Annotated in this window: 14 protein-coding genes and 1 tRNA gene; 8 read left to right on the top strand and 7 right to left on the bottom strand. The window is 68.3% G+C overall.

From position 1 onward, the window contains the following. Positions 1-921: a LysR family transcriptional regulator gene (locus V5F63_RS02870; protein WP_394101531.1), complete on the bottom strand. Its 921-nt coding sequence runs from the start codon at positions 919-921 to the stop codon at positions 1-3. Between the two features lie 150 nt (positions 922-1071). Here V5F63_RS02870 and V5F63_RS02865 point away from each other — a divergent pair, with 150 nt between their 5' ends. The 3 genes from V5F63_RS02865 (at position 1072) to mmsB (ending at position 4873) form a co-directional block, all read left to right on the top strand. After that, positions 1072-2568, top strand: a complete 1497-nt coding sequence (locus tag V5F63_RS02865) for a CoA-acylating methylmalonate-semialdehyde dehydrogenase (RefSeq protein WP_394029530.1) — start codon at positions 1072-1074, stop codon at positions 2566-2568. Positions 2569-2678: 110 nt separating this feature from the next. Further along, positions 2679-3821, top strand: a complete 1143-nt coding sequence (locus V5F63_RS02860) for an isobutyryl-CoA dehydrogenase (RefSeq protein WP_394101530.1) — start codon at positions 2679-2681, stop codon at positions 3819-3821. 152 nt (positions 3822-3973) lie between these two features. Further along, complete coding sequence (gene mmsB / locus V5F63_RS02855; RefSeq protein ID WP_209487611.1) at positions 3974-4873, top strand: 3-hydroxyisobutyrate dehydrogenase; 900 nt, start codon at positions 3974-3976, stop codon at positions 4871-4873. A 79-nt stretch (positions 4874-4952) separates the two neighbouring features. On the opposite strand, the gene V5F63_RS02850 is transcribed toward mmsB, so the two are convergent. After that, positions 4953-5372 carry a DUF805 domain-containing protein gene (locus V5F63_RS02850; RefSeq protein WP_209487610.1) on the bottom strand — a complete coding sequence of 140 codons (420 nt, stop codon included), beginning with the start codon at positions 5370-5372 and terminating at the stop codon, positions 4953-4955. 111 nt (positions 5373-5483) lie between these two features. Here V5F63_RS02850 and V5F63_RS02845 point away from each other — a divergent pair, with 111 nt between their 5' ends. Further along, positions 5484-6452: an alpha/beta fold hydrolase gene (locus V5F63_RS02845; protein ID WP_394101529.1), complete on the top strand. Its 969-nt coding sequence runs from the start codon at positions 5484-5486 to the stop codon at positions 6450-6452. 25 nt (positions 6453-6477) lie between these two features. On the opposite strand, the gene V5F63_RS02840 is transcribed toward V5F63_RS02845, so the two are convergent. The 4 genes from V5F63_RS02840 to V5F63_RS02825 all read right to left on the bottom strand — a co-directional run bounded on the left by V5F63_RS02840 (position 6478) and on the right by V5F63_RS02825 (position 11469). After that, positions 6478-6554, bottom strand: a tRNA-Met gene (locus V5F63_RS02840). A 113-nt stretch (positions 6555-6667) separates the two neighbouring features. Then, a complete protein-coding gene (locus V5F63_RS02835; protein WP_394029534.1) occupies positions 6668-7312 on the bottom strand; it encodes a class I SAM-dependent methyltransferase in 645 nt (214 codons plus the stop codon). Between the two features lie 40 nt (positions 7313-7352). After that, positions 7353-8534 carry a tRNA 2-thiouridine(34) synthase MnmA gene (gene mnmA, locus V5F63_RS02830; RefSeq protein ID WP_394101528.1) on the bottom strand — a complete coding sequence of 394 codons (1182 nt, stop codon included), beginning with the start codon at positions 8532-8534 and terminating at the stop codon, positions 7353-7355. Between the two features lie 130 nt (positions 8535-8664). Continuing rightward, the gene (locus V5F63_RS02825; RefSeq protein ID WP_394029536.1) at positions 8665-11469 is read right to left on the bottom strand and encodes a [protein-PII] uridylyltransferase; all 2805 of its coding nucleotides are present in this window, start codon (positions 11467-11469) and stop codon (positions 8665-8667) included. A 113-nt stretch (positions 11470-11582) separates the two neighbouring features. Here V5F63_RS02825 and V5F63_RS02820 point away from each other — a divergent pair, with 113 nt between their 5' ends. After that, positions 11583-12068 carry a hypothetical protein gene (locus V5F63_RS02820; RefSeq protein ID WP_394101527.1) on the top strand — a complete coding sequence of 162 codons (486 nt, stop codon included), beginning with the start codon at positions 11583-11585 and terminating at the stop codon, positions 12066-12068. 9 nt (positions 12069-12077) lie between these two features. On the opposite strand, the gene V5F63_RS02815 is transcribed toward V5F63_RS02820, so the two are convergent. Further along, entirely contained in the window at positions 12078-12686 is a 609-nt protein-coding gene (locus V5F63_RS02815; RefSeq protein ID WP_209487604.1) for a DUF2272 domain-containing protein, read from the bottom strand. A gap of 202 nt (positions 12687-12888) precedes the next feature. Here V5F63_RS02815 and V5F63_RS02810 point away from each other — a divergent pair, with 202 nt between their 5' ends. The 3 genes from V5F63_RS02810 (at position 12889) to V5F63_RS02800 (ending at position 17519) form a co-directional block, all read left to right on the top strand. Beyond that, complete coding sequence (locus V5F63_RS02810) at positions 12889-15084, top strand: transglycosylase domain-containing protein (RefSeq protein WP_394101526.1); 2196 nt, start codon at positions 12889-12891, stop codon at positions 15082-15084. A gap of 384 nt (positions 15085-15468) precedes the next feature. Further along, positions 15469-15777 (top strand): DUF485 domain-containing protein, encoded by a 309-nt coding sequence (locus tag V5F63_RS02805; RefSeq protein WP_209487602.1) that lies wholly within the window; start codon positions 15469-15471, stop codon positions 15775-15777. After that, complete coding sequence (locus V5F63_RS02800; RefSeq protein WP_394101525.1) at positions 15774-17519, top strand: cation acetate symporter; 1746 nt, start codon at positions 15774-15776, stop codon at positions 17517-17519. The genes V5F63_RS02805 and V5F63_RS02800 overlap by 4 nt, the downstream gene beginning before the upstream one ends. Positions 17520-17527 lie beyond the last annotated feature (8 nt).

Below are 17527 nucleotides of genomic sequence, written 5' to 3'. Positions count from 1 at the left end.
TCACCCCGGCATCAGCACCGCGCGCCCCTTCTGTGCCGCCTCGGCGATAAAGTCGGCGGCGACGCGGATGCGGGCGAGGTCGCGGGTGTCGGCGTGGGTGAGAAGCCAGAAGGTGCGCGTCAGGCCCACCTCCTGGGGCAGGATGGGGACCAGCGCGTCCGGCCCCGTCCCCGCGAACAGGTCGGCCATGAAGCACGGGAGCACGCACACGCCCGCCCCCGCGCGCGTCGCCGTCATCTGGGCAACAAGGCTAGAGCTTTTCAGCCGCACGCGTAGGTCCTTCGCCACGAGGGGCACATAGTCCAGCTCCGGCGCGTAGATCAGATCATCCACATAGCCGATGAAGCGGTGACGCTGGAGCGCCGCGCGGCTCTCGATGGCCCCATGCTTCTCCAGATAGGCGCGGGCCGCATAGAGGCCGAGCCGGTAGTCCGTGAGCTTCCTCGCATGCAGCCGCCCCTCCTTCGGCCGCGACAGCGAGATGGCGATGTCCGCCTCGCGCTTGGACAGGGAAAACAGGCGGGGCATGGCGAGGAGCTGGATGTCCAGCCCCGGATGAAGATCCGACAGCGCCCCTATGCGCGGGGCGAGGAAGAAGGTGCCGAACCCGTCCGGCGCGCCGATCCGCACCGTGCCCGAGACGCCGAGGTCCGCGCCGGCGATCTCCCCCTGGGCGGAGAGGGCCAATGTCTCCATGCCCTCGGCGGCGGCGAGCAGGCGATCCCCGGCCGCGGTGAGCGCATAGCCGTGGGGATGCCGGTCGAACAGCTTGGCCCCCAGCGCCGCTTCCAGCGCGGCGATGCGCCGGCTCACCGTGGAATGCTCCACCTTCAGCCGCGCCGCCGCCACGGTCAGCCGCCCGGCGCGCGCCACCGCGAGGAAGAAGGTGAGGTCGGACCACTCGAAATCGCTGCCGGGCATGGCTCTCGGGACTGTGAAAGGGTGCACATCAATGGTGCGGAGATTGCCGTAGCTGTGCACAAAAAGATAGGGCAGTGTGCCGGCCAACGAACGCTGCCGGGAAGCGGCGGCCCTCGTCTGGAAACGCATTTCCCAAGAAGGAACCGCATCATGCGCGAGATCGGCCATTTCATCGGCGGCAAGCAGGTGCCCGGCACGTCCGGCCGCTTCGCCGACGTCTACCAGCCCATGACGGGCGAGGTGATCGCCCACGTGGCCCTCGCCTCGACCGACGAGCTGAATGCCGCCGTCGCCAACGCCAAGGCCGCGCAGCCCGCCTGGGCCGCCACCAATCCGCAGCGCCGCGCCCGCGTGCTCATGAAGTTCCTGGAGCTGGTGCACCGCGACTACGACCTGCTGGCCGACCTGCTCGCCCGCGAGCATGGCAAGACCGTTCCCGATGCCCGCGGCGACATCCAGCGCGGCCTCGAGGTGATCGAGTTCGCCATCGGCATCCCCCACCTCATGAAGGGCGACTTCTCCGACAGCGCCGGCCCGGGCATCGACATCTATTCCATGCGCCAGGCGCTGGGCGTCGTGGCCGGCATCACGCCGTTCAACTTCCCGGCCATGATCCCCATGTGGAAGTTCGGCCCCGCCATCGCCTGCGGCAACGCCTTCATCCTCAAGCCGTCCGAGCGCGATCCCGGCGTGCCCATGCACCTCGCCCAGCTGATGCTCGAGGCGGGCCTGCCCCCCGGCATCCTCAATGTGGTGAACGGTGACAAGGAAGCGGTGGACGGTCTTCTCGACCATCCCGACGTCCACGCCATCGGCTTCGTCGGCTCGTCCAGCATCGCCCAGTACATCTATGCCCGGGGCGCGGCCAACGGGAAGCGCATCCAGGGCTTCGGCGGCGCCAAGAACCACATGATCATCATGCCCGACGCGGACATGGACCAGGCCGTGGACGCCCTCATCGGCGCCGGCTACGGCTCCGCCGGCGAGCGCTGCATGGCCATCTCGGTCGCGGTGCCGGTGGGCGAGGACGCGGCCGAGCGGCTGCTGGAGAAGCTCGTCCCCCGCGTCGAGAACCTGAAGATCGGCCCCTCCACCGACGGCTCGGCGGACTTCGGCCCCCTCGTCACGCGCGAGGCGCTGGAGCGCGTGCGCGGCTATGTGGACCTCGGCGTCCAGGAGGGCGCGAAGCTGCTGGTGGACGGCCGCGGCTTCAAGATGCAGGGCTATGAGAACGGCTTCTACATGGGCGGCTGCCTGTTCGACCATGTGACCGCCGACATGCGCATCTACAAGGAAGAGATCTTCGGCCCCGTCCTCTCCGTGGTGCGCGCGCCGGACTACAAGGAGGCCCTGCGGCTTCCCACCGAGCACGAATACGGCAACGGCGTCGCCATCTTCACCCGCGACGGCGATGCGGCGCGCGACTTCGCTTCCAAGGTGAATGTGGGCATGGTGGGCATCAACGTGCCGATCCCGGTGCCGCTTGCCTACCACACCTTCGGCGGCTGGAAGCGCTCCGGCTTCGGTGACCTGAACCAGCACGGCCCGGACGGCGTGCGCTTCTACACCAAGACCAAGACCGTCACCTCCCGTTGGCCCTCGGGCATCAAGGACGGCGCGGACTTCGTGATCCCCACCATGGGCTGACACGCCGGATCAGCTGCCCCGTCCTCAGGGCGGGGCGGCTCTGGCATCGGCGGGTCCGTCGGGTGCATATCTCGGCGGGCACTGGATGGCTCGCACGAAGGCGCCCACGCATGTTCACGCTCTCCGAGGACCAGATCGCCATCCGCGACATGGCGCGCGATTTCGCCAATGAGCAGATCGCGCCCTACGCCGTGGAATGGGACGAGAAGAAGCATTTCCCCGTCGAGCAGTTGCGCGCCGCCGCGGCGCTCGGCATGGGTGGCATCTATGTGAAGGAGGATGTGGGCGGCTCGGGCCTCACCCGCCTCGATGCGGCGCTCATCTTCGAGCAGCTGGCCACCGGCTGCCCCGGCACCTCGGCCTATCTATCCATCCACAACATGTCGACCTGGATGATCGACCGTTTCGGCGACGACACCCAGCGCAGGAAGTGGGTGCCGCGCCTCGCCAGCATGGAGCATTTCGCCTCCTACTGCCTCACCGAGCCCGGCGCGGGATCGGACGCGGCGGCCCTGAAGACCAAGGCGGTGCGGAACGGCGACCATTACATCGTCGACGGCCAGAAGCAGTTCATCTCCGGTGCCGGCTCCTCCGACATCTATGTGGTGATGGTGCGCACCGGCGGCGACGGGCCGAAGGGCATCTCCACTCTCGTCATCGAGGCGGGCGCGCCTGGCCTGTCCTTCGGCGCCAACGAGCGCAAGATGGGCTGGAACGTGCAGCCCACCCGCACCGTCACCTTCGAGGGCGTCAAGGTGCCGGTGGAGAACCGGCTCGGCGAGGAGGGCGAGGGCTTCAGGATCGCCATGGCCGGGCTCGACGGCGGCCGGCTGAACATCGGCGCCTGCTCGCTGGGCGGGGCGCAGGCGGCGCTGGAGAAGGCGCTGTCCTACATGCGCGAGCGCAAGGCGTTCGGAAAGCGGCTCGATGAATTCCAGGCGCTGCAATTCCGTCTCGCCGACATGGCGACCGAGCTGGAATGTGCCCGCACCTTCCTGTGGCGCGCGGCCTCGGCGCTGGACGCCAAGGCGCCGGACGCCACCCAGCTCTGCGCCATGGCCAAGCGCATCGCCACCGATCGCGGCTTTGAGGTGGCCAATGACGCGCTGCAGATGCACGGCGGCTATGGCTACCTGTCCGATTACGGCATCGAGAAGATCGTGCGGGACCTCAGGGTCCACCAGATCCTCGAAGGCACCAACGAGATCATGCGCCTCATCGTCGCCCGCGCGCTGATCGCGCAGGGGAACTAGCGAAAACCTCCCTCTCCCCTTGCGGGAGAGGGACGGGGTGAGGGGTATGTCTGCGCCGTCCCGCAGCCAGTTATGCGGATACGGCCGGCCCCTCACCCCCGGCCCCTCTCCCGCAAGGGGAGAGGGGAGCATCCGGCAGGGAGGAAACCATCATGGCCACCATCGCATTCATCGGCCTCGGAAACATGGGCGGGCCCATGGCCGCCAATCTCGTGAAGGCGGGGCACACCGTCACCGGCTTCGACCTCGTGCCCGCCGCGCTGGAGGCGGCGAAGGTGAAGGGCATCGCCATCGCCGACAGCGCCAAGGCGGCGGTGGCGGCCGCCGATGCGGTCGTCACCATGCTGCCCTCCGGCAAGCATGTGGTGGGCGCGACCACCGGCGCGGACGGTCTGTTCGCGGCGGCGAAGCCCGGCACGCTGTTCATTGATTCTTCCACCATCGACGTTGCCTCCGCCCGCGCCTTCCACGAGGCCGCCAAGGCGGCGGGTCACGCGAGCGTGGATGCGCCGGTCTCCGGCGGCGTCGGCGGGGCGGAAGCGGGCACGCTCACCTTCATGGTCGGCGGCACGGACGAGGCGTTCGCGGCGGCAAAGCCCATCCTGGAACTGATGGGCAAGAAGATCGTCCATTGCGGCGGCGCCGGAGCCGGGCAGGCTGCGAAGATCTGCAACAACATGATCCTCGGCATTTCGATGATCGCCGCCTCGGAAGCCTTCGTGCTGGCGGAAAAGCTCGGCCTCTCGCACCAGGCGCTGTTCGATGTCGCCTCCACCTCCTCGGGCCAGTGCTGGTCCATCAACGCCTATTGCCCGGTGCCTGGCCCCGTGCCCACCAGCCCCGCCAATCGCGGCTACCAGCCGGGCTTTGCGGCGGCTTTGATGCTCAAGGATCTCAAGCTCTCCCAGGAAGCCGCCGAGACGGCCGGCGCCGCCACCGCGCTCGGCGCGGCCGCGACCGCGCTCTACACCGCCTTCGCGGCGGAGGGGAACGAGGGCAAGGACTTCTCCGGCATCATCGAGTGGATCCGCACGCGGGCGGACGAGACCTGATCCCGGAGCGCTCCGAAGCCCGGACGTGAAAAAGGCCCGCCGCAGGATGCGCGCGGGCCTTTCTCATTGGGCCGGAGGCTCAGCGGGCCGGCAGCAGCGGCGGCCCGTAGGCGTTCGGCTCCCGCTGGGAGGGCTGCACCCACCAGAACAGGAGCACGAAGAAGCCGAACGGGATGAACAGGATCAGGAACCACCAGCCGCTCCGCCCAACGTCATGCAGCCGCCGCACCGCAACCGCCAGCGAGGGCAGGATGAGGGCGAGGTGGACAGCCGCCGAAAGCCAGTTGGGTCCGGCGAAGAAATACAGGGCGTCGAACTGGCCACCGCTGACCTGCGTCGCGGTGATGGACCCCGCGAGCAGCATGGTGCCGATGACAAAGGCCGCGACTTCCACCAGCAGCGTGAACACCCAGAACCACCAGAACTCGCTGCGCGGCGCCCGGCCCTGAAAGCCGGCATATTGGCTGAGGCAGCTGCGGACAGCTTCGGTGAATGTCATTGGCCCCTCCTCGCGCGCCGTGACCCCGTGGCTGCGCCGGGGTACCTATAGCGGAAGCGTTCGGGCGCGGCCAACCGGCGCGCCAAGCCAATGCCGCGGAGCGCCGACGCCATGGGACTGACCCTCGCCCTTCTCGCCACCCTGGTCAGCCTTGCAGTGGCGGTGGTGGTCGCCCGCAGGTTCAAGGCGGCGCGCGAGCGGGCTATCGCGCGCGTTGCCTCCGGCAGCGAGATCGCGCCGCTGGCCGGCGGCGCGGTGGAATATGCCGACCGCGGTGTCGGCCCGGTGCTGCTCACCATCCACGGCGCGGGCGGCGGCTTCGACCATGGCCTGTTCTTCGCCGACGAACTGATGGGCGGCGGCTTCCGCCTCATCTCGCCCTCGCGCTTCGGCTATCTGCGCACCGGCACGCCTGCCGCAGCGGTGGATGAGCCGGACGGGGGCGTCGCCGCGCAGGCGGATGCCCACGCGGCGCTGCTCGACCATCTCGGCCTCGACAAGGTCATCGTGATGGGGCTTTCGGCCGGCGCGCGATCGGCGGCGGCGCTGGCCGTGCGTCATCCGGAGAAGGTCCGCGCGCTGGTGCTGCTGGTGCCGGCGCTCGACGCCCCGCACAGCCCGGTGGCGACCGACCCCACCGGAGGCAGCCGGCTCGCCTTCGCCATCGTGAAGGCCGGGGGCGATTTCTTCTGGTGGCTCATCGGTGCCCTCGGCCCGAATATGGTGATCCGTTTCGTGGGCGTGCGGCCGGCGTTGCTCGATCAGGCGGGAGCGCAGGAGCGAGAGCGGGTGCTGAAGATCGCCGCCGCCATCGCGCCGGTGTCGGAGCGCGCCGCCGGCATCCGGCTCGACAGCGCCTGCCCGCACCCGGTGCTGCCCCTGGAGCGCATCACGGCGCCCACCCTCATCGTCTCGGCGCGGGATGATCTCTTCAACACGTTGCCGGCGGCGGAGGTGGCGGCGGCGCGTATCCCCGGCGCCCGGCTCATCGCCTATGATACCGGCGGACACCTGCTCGTGGGGCGGGCCGCGCAGACGCGCGCGGCGGTGCGCGCATTTCTCGATGAAGTCGCGCCGTGAAGAGGATGGGAAGGCGGGGGATGGATGGTAGCAGCGGGTGGATTTGAACCACCGACCTCCGGGTTATGAATCCGGCGCTCTCACCGACTGAGCTACGCTGCCACAACACACATCCGACGCAAGTTGCGTCGGGAGACGCGCATATAGAGGCGGGGCCACGCGGGTGTCAAGAATCCCCGCGCGCCCTGTGAACAGAAGGCTTGCGGCCGAAAGGCTCAGGCCGCCTTCTTCTTGATGCGCACCATCTTGAAGAAGCCCACCGGGAAGACGGGAGCGATGCTCACCACTTCCATGTCGGGATACTTGGCCGCCCAGTTCCGAAGGCGGCTCGCCTTGAAGGCGATGCTCCAGCCGATCTTCTTCACCAGCGGGGCGAGCGCCGCCTCCACATGCATGGTCGCGCCCTCGTCCGCGCCGAGCTTGGAGGCGACGACGATCTCGCCGCCGGGGCGCAGCACGCGGTACATCTCGTCCAGCGCACCTTCCGGATCGGGCACCAGCGTGATGACGAAGGGCACGGTCACGGCGTCGAAGCTGTGGTCGGCGAATCCGAGCTTGCAGGCGTCCATGGCGCAGAGCAGGCCCACCTGCTTCAGGCCACGCTCGACCTTTTTCTCCACCGCCTTCTGCAGCATGTGGAAGGAGAGGTCGATGCCGGTGACACGGCAGTGAGCGGGATAATAGGGCAGCACCAGCCCGGTGCCGACGCCCACTTCCAGAATGTCGGGGCCGCACGCGGCGGCGGCGGCGGAGGTCTTGCGCTGCGCGTCGGCCAGCAGCTTCACATAGACCTTGTCATAGATGGGCGCCCATTTGGCATAGGCCTTCTTCTGGCCTTCGAGATCGTACTGAACCGCCATTCCGTCTCTCCCGCCCCAAGTCCCGAGGGCAACCCGCGCCTCAGGCGACCTCTGCGACCGCCTTCGCCACCCGCTCCGCCTTCACGATGGTGCCACCACCGAGAAGGCGGGCACCGGCGCCGGGGGCATCGTAGAGCACGCAGGCCTGCCCCGGCGCAACGCCTTCCTCGCCGAGCGCGAGATGCACCGCCGGGGCGCCGTCCGCCGTCCGACCCAGGCGCGCCGGTACCGGGGGACGGGTGGACCGCACCTTCACATAGACCTCGGTCTCGGCATCGAGCGCCGCGTCGAAGGGGAGGTCGCCCAGCCAATTCACATCGGCCATCGAAATGGCCCGCACCGCCAAAGCCTCGCGGGGGCCGACGCGCACCTCGCGGCGGCTCGCGTCGATGGAGATCACATAGAGCGGCTCGGGCGTGGCGATGCCGAGGCCCTTGCGCTGGCCGATGGTGTAGTGGAGCACACCCTTGTGGCGGCCGAGCACCCGGCCGTCCAGATGCACGATGTCGCCCGCCTCACCGGCCTCGGGCCGCAGGCGCTGCACCACCTCGGCATAATCGCCGCCCGGCACGAAGCAGATGTCCTGGCTGTCCGGCTTCTCGGCGACGGGAAGTCCAAACTCCGCCGCCAGCGCCCGAACATCCGCCTTCTGCATCTCGCCGAGGGGGAAGCGCAGCTTGTCGAGCTGGGCGGCCGTGGTGGCGTAAAGGAAATAGGACTGGTCCCGCGCCTCCTCCGCCGCCCGGAACAGGCCGCGCCCGCCCCCCGGCAGCGCGCGGCTCGCCACATAATGGCCGGTCGCGAGATAGCGCGCGCCCAACTCCTCGGCGGTGGCGAGCAGGTCGCGGAACTTGACGGTGCGGTTGCAGTCCACGCAAGGGATGGGGGTGACGCCGGCCGCGTAGCTCGCGGCGAAGCGGTCGATCACCTCCTCGCGGAAGCGGCTTTCATAATCGAGCACGTAGTGCGGGATGCCGAGCGTGCGGGCGACCTCGCTGGCATCATAGATGTCCTGTCCCGCGCAGCAGGAGCCGGCGCGATGCGCCGCCTCGCCGTGGTCGTAGAGCTGGAGGGTGACGCCCACCACGTCATAGCCCGCGCGGGCGAGCAGCGCCGCGACCACGGACGAATCCACCCCACCCGACATGGCCACGACGACGCGGGTCGTCGCCCGCTCGGCACGGGTCGCATCGGAAGCATCGAGATGGAGGTCGTCGGTCATCTTGGATCGCGGGGCCGGAAAGGAGCGCGGCAGAACGTATGCCGCACCGTCGCCTCATGCAAACGATTGGCATCTGAGCCATGCGAGCGCGGCGAAAAAACGGCCTTCCCGCCCGCGCCGCGGCGCCCCGTCACCCCCGCGCCACCCGGCGGGCCGGCTCCTCGTCCTCCACGGGCCCCTCGAACACCGAGACGAGAGCGCGGCGGATGGTGGATTGGCGGGCGGCGCCGGTGATCTTCGCGCCCATCAGGTCGGTGACGTAGAACACGTCCACCGCTCGCTCGCCGAAGGTGGCGACATGGGCCGAGGCGATGTTCAGGTTGAGCCGGGACAGCGTGTTTGTGAGCGCGAACAGCAGGCCCGGACGGTCGAGGCCGGAGACCTCCATGACCGTGTGCCGGTTGGACCAGGAGTTGTTCACCGTCACCTCGGGCTCCACCGTGAAGGTGCGGCGGCCCTTGGGCAGCTTCTTGGCCATGACTTCCGGCAGGCGCACCTCGCCGGTCAGCGCCTGCTCCACCGCCTCGCGGATGCGGTTGGCGCGGCGCAGCTCGTCCTCGTCATGGTCGAAGGCGCGGCGGATGGCGATGGTATCGAGCGCCAGCCCGTCCGTGGTGGTGGAAATCTGTGCGTCCACGATGTTGGCACCCGCCGCGGCGCAAGCGCCGGCGATGATGGACAAGAGCTTGGGATGGTCCGGCGCCAGCACGGTGAGCGTGGTGATGCCGCGGCCCGGCTCCAGCGACGCGTGGGTGGCGATGGAGCAGCCCGCCGTCTCCGCCTCGTCCACGAAGCGGGCATGCCGCAGCTTGGTCTCGAGGTCCACGCGCAGCCAGTAGGGCGGATAATGGCGCGCCACATAGGCCGCCACCTTCTCGTCGTCCCAGTCGGAGAGGGCCGAGCGGAACTGGGACTGGGCGGCGGTGACGCGCTTGCCCCGGTCGACCTCGGAGAAGCCGCCGGTGAGCACCGGCTCGGTCTCGTAATAGAGCGTGCGCAGGAGCTGCGCCTTCCAGCCGTTCCAGGTGCCCGGCCCCACCGCCTTGATGTCGGCGGTTGTGAGGATGGTGAGCAGCTTCATCCGCTCGAGGTTCTGCACCACGGCGGCGAAATTCTCGATGGTCTTGCGATCGGAGAGGTCGCGGGACTGGGCGACCGTGGACATGACGAGGTGCTGCTCCACCAGCCAGGCCACCGTCTCGGTCTCCACGGGCGAGAGGCCGAAGCGCGGGCAGAGCTTGCGGGCGATGCGGGCGCCCGCCACCGAATGATCCTCCGGCCGGCCCTTGGCGATATCGTGCAGCAGGAGCGCCACATAGAGCAGGTTGCGGTTCTTCACCGTGCCCATCAGCTCGTTGGCGAGCCCGTTGTCCGGGTTCACCTTGCGCTCGATCTCCGACAGGATGCCGATGCAGCGCAGCAGGTGCTCGTCCACCGTGTAGTGGTGGTACATGTTGAACTGCATCATGGCGACGACCTTGCCGAACTCCGGCAGGAACCGCCCCAGCACGCCCACCTCGTTCATCCGCCGCAGCACCGTCTCGGGCGCGTCCTTCGAGGTGACGATCTCCAGGAACAGGCGGTTCGCCTCCGGATTCTCGCGCACGCTCGCATCGATGAGGCCGAGGGAACGGGCGGCGAGCTGGCTGGCGTCGGGATGCAGCGCGAGGTTCCGCTTGTCGGCCACGTGGAAGATGCGGATGAGGTTCACCGGGTCGCGGTTGAATGCCTCCGGGTCCGCCACATTGAGGCGGTCATGATCCAGGATGAAATCCGGCGTGTCCTTCAGCGTGATGCGCCGGGACCCGGCGCGGAAACGCTCCACCATGCCCTTGAGGCCCGGCACCGGCTTCTCGTGCCGCTCTTCCAGCGCGGCGGAGAGGATGGCGGTGAGATCGCCCACATCCTTCGCCACGAGGAAATAGTGCTTCATGAAGCGTTCCACGTCCTTCTGGCCGGGATGCTCCGTATAGCCGAGGCGCAGCGCCATCTCCCGCTGCAGGTCGAAGGACAGGCGGTCCTCGGCGCGACCGGTCAGGAAATGCAGGTGGCAGCGCACCGACCAGAGGAAGTCCTCGCACCTCTTGAAGAGGCGCGCTTCCTCCCTCGTGAACACGCCCTTGGCGACCAATTGGCTCGCGGTCTGCACCCGGTAGACGTATTTGGCGATCCAGAAGAGGGTGTGGAGGTCGCGAAGGCCGCCCTTGCTCTCCTTGACATTCGGTTCGACGAGATAGCGCGACTGGCCGGAGCGGCGAAGGCGATCCTCACGCTCGGCCATCTTGGCGGCGACGAATTCGGCGCCCGTGCCCTCGACCACTTCCTTGTCGAAGCGCGTCTCCAGATCTTCGAACAGCGCCTTGTCGCCAACGAGGTAGCGGGCTTCGAGGATGGAGGTGCGGATGGTGAAGTCGGCCCGCGCTTGGCGCAGGCATTCCTCCACCGAGCGGGTGGCGTGACCCACCTTCAGGCCGAGATCCCACAGAATGTAGAGCATGGCCTCGGCGACGCTCTCGCCCCAGGCCGTCTGCTTGTAGGGCAGCACGAACAGGATGTCGGTGTCGGAGCCCGGCGCCATCATGCCCCGGCCGTACCCGCCCACCGCCGCCACGGCCATGCGCTCGGAGCGGGAGGGGTTGTCCACCGGGTAGAGGAAGGTGGTGGCCACCTCATAGGCACTGGTGATGATTGCGTCCTGAAGCGCGGAAAGGCGCATGGCGCAGCAGCGGCCGCAGCCATCTTCCAGAAGCAGGCGCTCGGCTTCCGCGCGGCCCTCCTGCATGCCCTTCTTGAGCCGGGCGACGACTGCATTGCGCAGATCGAGGTCGCGCCCCTTGTGAGCGGAAGCGATTTCCCTGATCTCGGCCTTGAGGGCCTGGCCTTCGAAGGGTTCGCCGATGACGCGGTTGACCTTGGAGGAACGGACGGTGGGCATTGCTCGGCGATCTGGAGGCACGAAGGACAGGAGCCTGTATCTGTACCGCAATCGGCGCCCGGCCGCGAGCGTCGTTGAGGGCTGCCCCTCGAAACCGCCGGTGCGAAACCTATATGTCGGTCATGGACCACATGCCGGCCGGACAGCACCCTACGAGAGGTGCCCTGACATTCCGTAACGTCATGCGCGGCGTCGCGGCGCTGGTGATCGCCCTTGCCCCGGCCGGAGCCTTGGCCGGGACGGGAATCGGCACGCCCATCGTCGGGGGAGCGGCGGTGATCCCGCCGATCCAGCGGCCGGCGGCCCGTCCCGTGGTACGGCCCGCCCCCGTCGTCCCGCGCGCGCCCACCGTGGTGACGCCGCGCCCGAAGCTGCCGGCGCCGAAGCCGGTGGTGCCGGCGGACCCCACCCCCATCATCCAGTCGCCGCCTTTCCGCGCCAACACGCCCATCGGCGCCCAGCCGGGCTCCGGCGCACCGCTCGGCGTGCTGCCGGGCGGACTCGCGACGCCCCTCGTCGGCCCAGCCCCGGCGCCGAACACCTGCTGGTTCTACACGACGCCGGCGAAGACCGTGGGCTACTGGAGCAGGTGCCCCTGAGGGCGGAGTTCACATCCGGTTCTCGATCACCACGAACCAATTGGCGGATTTGTCCGCGAGCTGCCCGCGAGCATTGAGCTTGACCTGACGGCGTGTCACCGACTGGCTGACGTTGCCGCCAATACTGTAGGCATAGCTGTCGTCGACCTCGACGACGATGTCCGTATGGCTCTCGTAGTAGCCGATCCGCCGGGCGGTATCGAAACTCACTTTGGTATCGCCGCGCCAATAGCCGATCAGGTCACCGACCTTGAGCTGATAATCGCCCAGCCGGTGCGCCACGATGGGCGCCGTGGACCTGCCCTCGTCGGCGTTGCGGATGGCGGCGTTGATGTAAGTGGCGTGGGCTGCGGCATAGGGAAAGCGATCCTTCGCCCCAGCCTCGTGGAAGCAGAAGGAGACGAACGCCGCAGACCATGGATAGCCGCGGTCCTTGCCGGTGAGGTTTCGATAGGCGCCGCCGAGGAAGCGCCAATAGTCGCCGACACGCTGCCACGCGCCGTCCTGATACTCCTTCTTCCCGTCCTTGACGGTGCCGTCGAGGTTGATCTGCCCGCCGCCGAAAAACGTCCATTCCGCCAATGCCACCTGCACCAGCGCGGGAATGATGGTCGCCATCTTTGCCTCCTAAAATTGTTTATAATCATAAATACAATTCTAAATTGTATTTCCGTCAACACGTCGGCTTCCTTAACGCCACTTTCAGTCTGAGCGCGTTATGTCGCCCTGGTTCATTTCCGCCCAATTTGTGTGGTCGGAAACGGGGGACCGGAGCAGACTACGGAAGCAGCAGATGGCAGTGCGTGGACGGGGGGACGGCATGAGGCGCGAGCCGCTCATGGAGCGGCCCGAATCCCTGTTCGACATCCGCCTCGATCCCCGCGACCGTTCCGCCGCCCCGCCGCCCGAGCCGCCGGCTCCTTCCCGCAAGCCGACCCCGCGCCCCAAGGCCAAGGCTGAGCCCGACATGCGTTCCGCCCCCGCCCCGCGCCGTGGCCGCTCCGATCCGCCGCCCCGCCCGCCCCGTCGCGGTGGCGGACGCGTCCTGTTCCGGCTGGTGAAGTGGGGCCTCATCCTGGGCGTGTGGGCGCTGCTCGCCCTCGCGGGCGTCATCGCCTACGAGGCGTCGAAGCTGCCGCCCATGCAGACGCTGATGATCCCCAAGCGTCCGCCCACCGTCACCGTCCAGGGAGCCAACGGCAAGACCATCGCCACCCGGGGCGACATGGGCGGAGTCGCCGTGCCCATCGGCGAGCTGCCGCCCTACCTGCCCAAGGCCTTCGTCGCCATCGAGGACCAGCGCTTCTACAGCCATTTCGGCCTCGATCCGGAGGGCCTCGCGCGCGCCCTCGTCACCAACCTCACCTCCCGCCGCCTGCGGCAGGGCGGCTCGACGCTGACGCAGCAGCTCGCCAAGAACCTGTTTCTCACCCAGGAGCGCACGGCATCCCGCAAGATGCAGGAGCTGGTGCTGGCCCTGTGGCTGGAGCACAAGTTCACCAAGGACCAGCTGCTCGACCTCTACCTGAACCGTGTCTATTTCGGCGCCGGTGCCTATGGCGTCGAGGCGGCGTCGCAGCGCTATTTCGGCAAGTCGGCCCGGCAGGTGACGGTCGCCGAGGCGGCCATGCTGGCCGGTCTCGTCAATTCCCCCTCCCGCCTTGCGCCGACGCGCAATCTCAAGGGCGCGCAGGCCCGCGCCAATCTCGTGCTCGCCGCCATGCGCGACCAGAAGATGATCACCGCCGACGTGGCGAGCGCCGCACAGGCGCGCCCGGCGCAACTCGCCCGCGCCGGCATGCCCGATTCGTCCGGCTATGTGGCCGACTGGGTGATGGACCAGCTTGATTCCGTCCTCGGCGACGGCGAGCTGCCCGGCGACGTGGTGGTGCGCACCACCATCGATCCCGCGCTGCAGAAGGCAGGCGAGGCGGCGCTGGAGGACACGCTGGCGAAATCCGGGGCCAAGTACGGCGTCGGGCAGGGCGCGGTGGTGGTGCTCGATCCGGATGGTGGGGTGAAGGCGCTCATCGGCGGGCGCTCCTATGCCGATAGCCAGTACAACCGCGCGGTCACCGCCCGCCGGCAGCCCGGCTCGGCCTTCAAGCCCTTCATCTACCTCACCGCCGTCGAGCACGGCCTGACGCCGGAGAGCGTCCGCGACGACGCGCCGATCCAGCTCAAGGGGTGGCGACCCGAGAACTCCACCCGCGAATATCGCGGACCGGTGACGCTCACCACTGCGCTCGCGTTGTCGCTCAACACCGTGTCCGTGCGCCTCGCGCTGGAGTTCGGCCCCAAGGCCGTGGTGCAGACCGCGCACCGCATGGGCATCAGTTCCAATCTCGATCCCAACCCGTCCATCGCGCTGGGCACATCCGAAGTGTCGGTCCTGGAGCTGGCGGGCGCCTACACCCCGTTCGCCAACGGCGGCCTCGGCGTCATGCCGCACGTCATCGACAGCGTGATCGGGCCGGACGGCAAGCCGCTCTACGAGCGCAACGTCACCGGCATGGGCCGCGTTGTCGCCTCCGAATATGTGGCGATGATGAACCACATGATGACCCAGACACTGGCCGCCGGCACCGCGCGCCGCGCCGATCTTCCGGGCTGGGAGGCCGCCGGCAAGACCGGCACCTCGCAGGACTACCGCGACGCCTGGTTCGTCGGATACACGGCGAAGTACGTCACGGCGGTGTGGCTCGGCAACGACGATTCTTCGCCCACCAAGAAGGCCTCCGGCGCCAATCTTCCGGTGGAGGTCTGGAGCCGCGTCATGAAGGCGGCGCACCAGGGCGTGCCGGTGGCGGAGCTGCCCGGCGGCCTCAGATCCTACGGCTTCGGCGGCAACGGCTATGGCCAGCCCGGCGGCACCTACCTGCCGCCCGCCGACCTGCCGGACGACCGGCCGGCCGCAGTGGTTGGCCAGATGCCGCCGCGCCCGCCCCAGCAGGAACCGCCCATGACGCTTGACCGCTGGTTCGCGGAGACTTTCCTCGGACAGGGCCGGCGCTGATCGCCAGCGCCGCTCCATTCCCCGACGTGAGCATTACGACCAAAGGCGAGGACACTGCACCCCTCACCCGAAAGTATTAGGCACCCCTCCCGCCCGACACGATCGTTTCCCGCCCGGAAAATCCTCGCGCACGCGACGTAATCAGCGGTCGAAATCGGTGGCAAGTATTTGCAGATCATCGATTCTCACGCGCTTCCTGCAAGCCCGCGACGCGCTGCACAATACATTCGGCGTATGGCCGAAAGTACGGGGTTTCCTCAACTAGCGCGCGGCCTCGGCTCTGGTACAGAGTGCGAGATGACAAGGCCGGCTGAGGCCAGGTCGATCACGAAGATAACAACCGGGGCCCACGGGTACCGCGGGCTTTCAGGGAGGGCGGGACCCATGGACACTTCCGTGGCCGCACGCATTGCGGCCGATCCCAATTACCAGGCGCTAAAGTCGCGCCGTTCGCGCTTCGGGTGGATTCTCACCCTGGCGATGCTGGTCGTCTACTACGGCTTCATCCTGCTCATCGCCTTCCGCAAGGATGTGCTGGCCGCGCGCATCGGCGACGGCGTGATGACCTGGGGCATTCCGATCGGCTTCGGCGTGATCGTGTTCACCATCCTCATCACCGCCGTCTACGTCCGCCGCGCCAATGGCGAGTTCGACGAACTCTCCGAGAAGATCAAGCAGGAGGCGCTCAAGTGACCGCGACGCTCCAGACCTCTCTTGCCGGCCGCGCGCTCGCCATCGCCGCCGCCGCCGCGCTCGTCCTCGCCCCCACGCTGGCGCTCGCCGCGGGCGGCGATCTTGGCGCGGCCGAGAAGCAGTCCACCAACTGGACCGCGATCACCATGTTCGCCGTGTTCGTGATGGGCACGCTCTACATCACCAAATGGGCCGCGGCGAAGACCAAGTCGGCCGCCGACTTCTACACCGCGGGCGGCGGCATCACCGGCTTCCAGAACGGCCTCGCCATCGCCGGCGACTACATGTCGGCCGCCTCCTTCCTCGGCATCTCCGCCGCGGTGATGACCTCCGGCTATGACGGCCTCATCTATTCCATCGGCTTCCTCGTGGGCTGGCCGATCCTGACCTTCCTGATGGCCGAGCGCCTCCGGAACCTCGGCAAGTTCACCTTCGCCGACGTCGCCGCCTTCCGCTTCGCCCAGACCCCGGTGCGCGTGTTCGCCGCCTCCGGCACGCTGGTGGTGGTCGCCTTCTACCTCATCGCCCAGATGGTGGGCGCCGGCCAGCTCATCAAGCTGTTGTTCGGCCTCGATTACTGGATCGCGGTGGTGATCGTCGGCGCGCTGATGATGGTCTACGTGCTGTTCGGCGGCATGACCGCCACCACCTGGGTGCAGATCATCAAGGCCTGCCTGCTGCTCGGCGGCGCCACCTTCATGGCCGTGATGGTGCTCTGGCGCTTCGGCTTCTCGCCGGAGAAGATGTTCGCCGCGGCGGTCGAGATCAAGACCAACCTCGCAGCCGCCAAGCCCGGCACCACGCCCCAGGCCGCGGCCGCCGCCGGCCAGGCCATCATGGGCCCGGGCACCTTCATCAAGGACCCGATCTCGGCCATCTCCTTCGGCATGGCGCTGATGTTCGGCACCGCCGGCCTGCCGCACATCCTGATGCGCTTCTTCACGGTGCCCAGCGCGAAGGAAGCCCGCAAGTCCGTGATGTGGGCGACCGGGTGGATCGGCTACTTCTACCTGCTCACCTTCATCATCGGCTTCGGCGCCATCACCTTCGTGCTGACCAACCCGGCGTTCCTCGACGCCAAGGGCGCGCTCGTGGGCGGCAACAACATGGCCGCCGTGCATCTGGCCTCGGCCGTGGGCGGCAACGTGTTCCTCGGCTTCATCTCGGCGGTGGCGTTCGCGACCATCCTCGCGGTGGTGGCCGGCCTCACGCTCTCGGGCGCCTCGGCGGTGTCCCATGACCTCTATTCGACGGTCATCAAGAAGGGCAAGGCGGACAGCGCCTCGGAGCTGAAGGTCTCGCGCATCACCACGCTGTGCCTCGGCATCCTCGCGGTGCTGCTCGGCATCGCCTTCGAGAAGCAGAACATCGCCTTCATGGTGTCGCTGGCCTTCGCGGTTGCCGCCTCGGCCAACTTCCCGGTGCTGTTCATGTCGGTTCTGTGGAAGGACTGCACCACCAAGGGCGCGGTGATCGGCGGCTTCCTGGGACTCCTGTCCTCGGTGCTTCTGACCGTGCTGTCGCCCTCGGTCTGGGAGGCCACCCTCGGCAACCCGGCCGGCTCCGCGCCGTTCCCCTATACCTCGCCGGCGCTGTTCTCCATGACCCTCGGCTTCGTCGGCATCTGGCTGTTCTCCATCCTGGACAACAGCCAGCGGGCGAAGATCGACCGGGCCGGCTATCCGGCGCAGCAAGTGCGCTCCGAGACCGGCATCGGCGCGGCGGAAGCTTCCGGGCACTGACCCCGTGC

Source organism: Xanthobacter wiegelii, from assembly GCF_043193855.2.
GTDB lineage: Bacteria > Pseudomonadota > Alphaproteobacteria > Rhizobiales > Xanthobacteraceae > Xanthobacter > Xanthobacter flavus_A.
The sequence above is the reverse complement of the archived record's forward strand: the minus strand, read 5'-3'. Positions and strand labels throughout refer to the sequence as shown.

Coding starts and splice junctions, on each gene's coding strand:
- V5F63_RS02870 (WP_394101531.1), bottom strand. CDS start 921: ATGCCCGGCAGCGATTTCGAGTGGTCCGACCTCACCTTCTTCCTCGCG.
- V5F63_RS02865 (WP_394029530.1), top strand. CDS start 1,072: ATGCGCGAGATCGGCCATTTCATCGGCGGCAAGCAGGTGCCCGGCACG.
- V5F63_RS02860 (WP_394101530.1), top strand. CDS start 2,679: ATGTTCACGCTCTCCGAGGACCAGATCGCCATCCGCGACATGGCGCGC.
- mmsB (WP_209487611.1), top strand. CDS start 3,974: ATGGCCACCATCGCATTCATCGGCCTCGGAAACATGGGCGGGCCCATG.
- V5F63_RS02850 (WP_209487610.1), bottom strand. CDS start 5,372: ATGACATTCACCGAAGCTGTCCGCAGCTGCCTCAGCCAATATGCCGGC.
- V5F63_RS02845 (WP_394101529.1), top strand. CDS start 5,484: ATGGGACTGACCCTCGCCCTTCTCGCCACCCTGGTCAGCCTTGCAGTG.
- V5F63_RS02835 (WP_394029534.1), bottom strand. CDS start 7,312: ATGGCGGTTCAGTACGATCTCGAAGGCCAGAAGAAGGCCTATGCCAAA.
- mnmA (WP_394101528.1), bottom strand. CDS start 8,534: ATGACCGACGACCTCCATCTCGATGCTTCCGATGCGACCCGTGCCGAG.
- V5F63_RS02825 (WP_394029536.1), bottom strand. CDS start 11,469: ATGCCCACCGTCCGTTCCTCCAAGGTCAACCGCGTCATCGGCGAACCC.
- V5F63_RS02820 (WP_394101527.1), top strand. CDS start 11,583: ATGTCGGTCATGGACCACATGCCGGCCGGACAGCACCCTACGAGAGGT.
- V5F63_RS02815 (WP_209487604.1), bottom strand. CDS start 12,686: ATGGCGACCATCATTCCCGCGCTGGTGCAGGTGGCATTGGCGGAATGG.
- V5F63_RS02810 (WP_394101526.1), top strand. CDS start 12,889: ATGAGGCGCGAGCCGCTCATGGAGCGGCCCGAATCCCTGTTCGACATC.
- V5F63_RS02805 (WP_209487602.1), top strand. CDS start 15,469: ATGGACACTTCCGTGGCCGCACGCATTGCGGCCGATCCCAATTACCAG.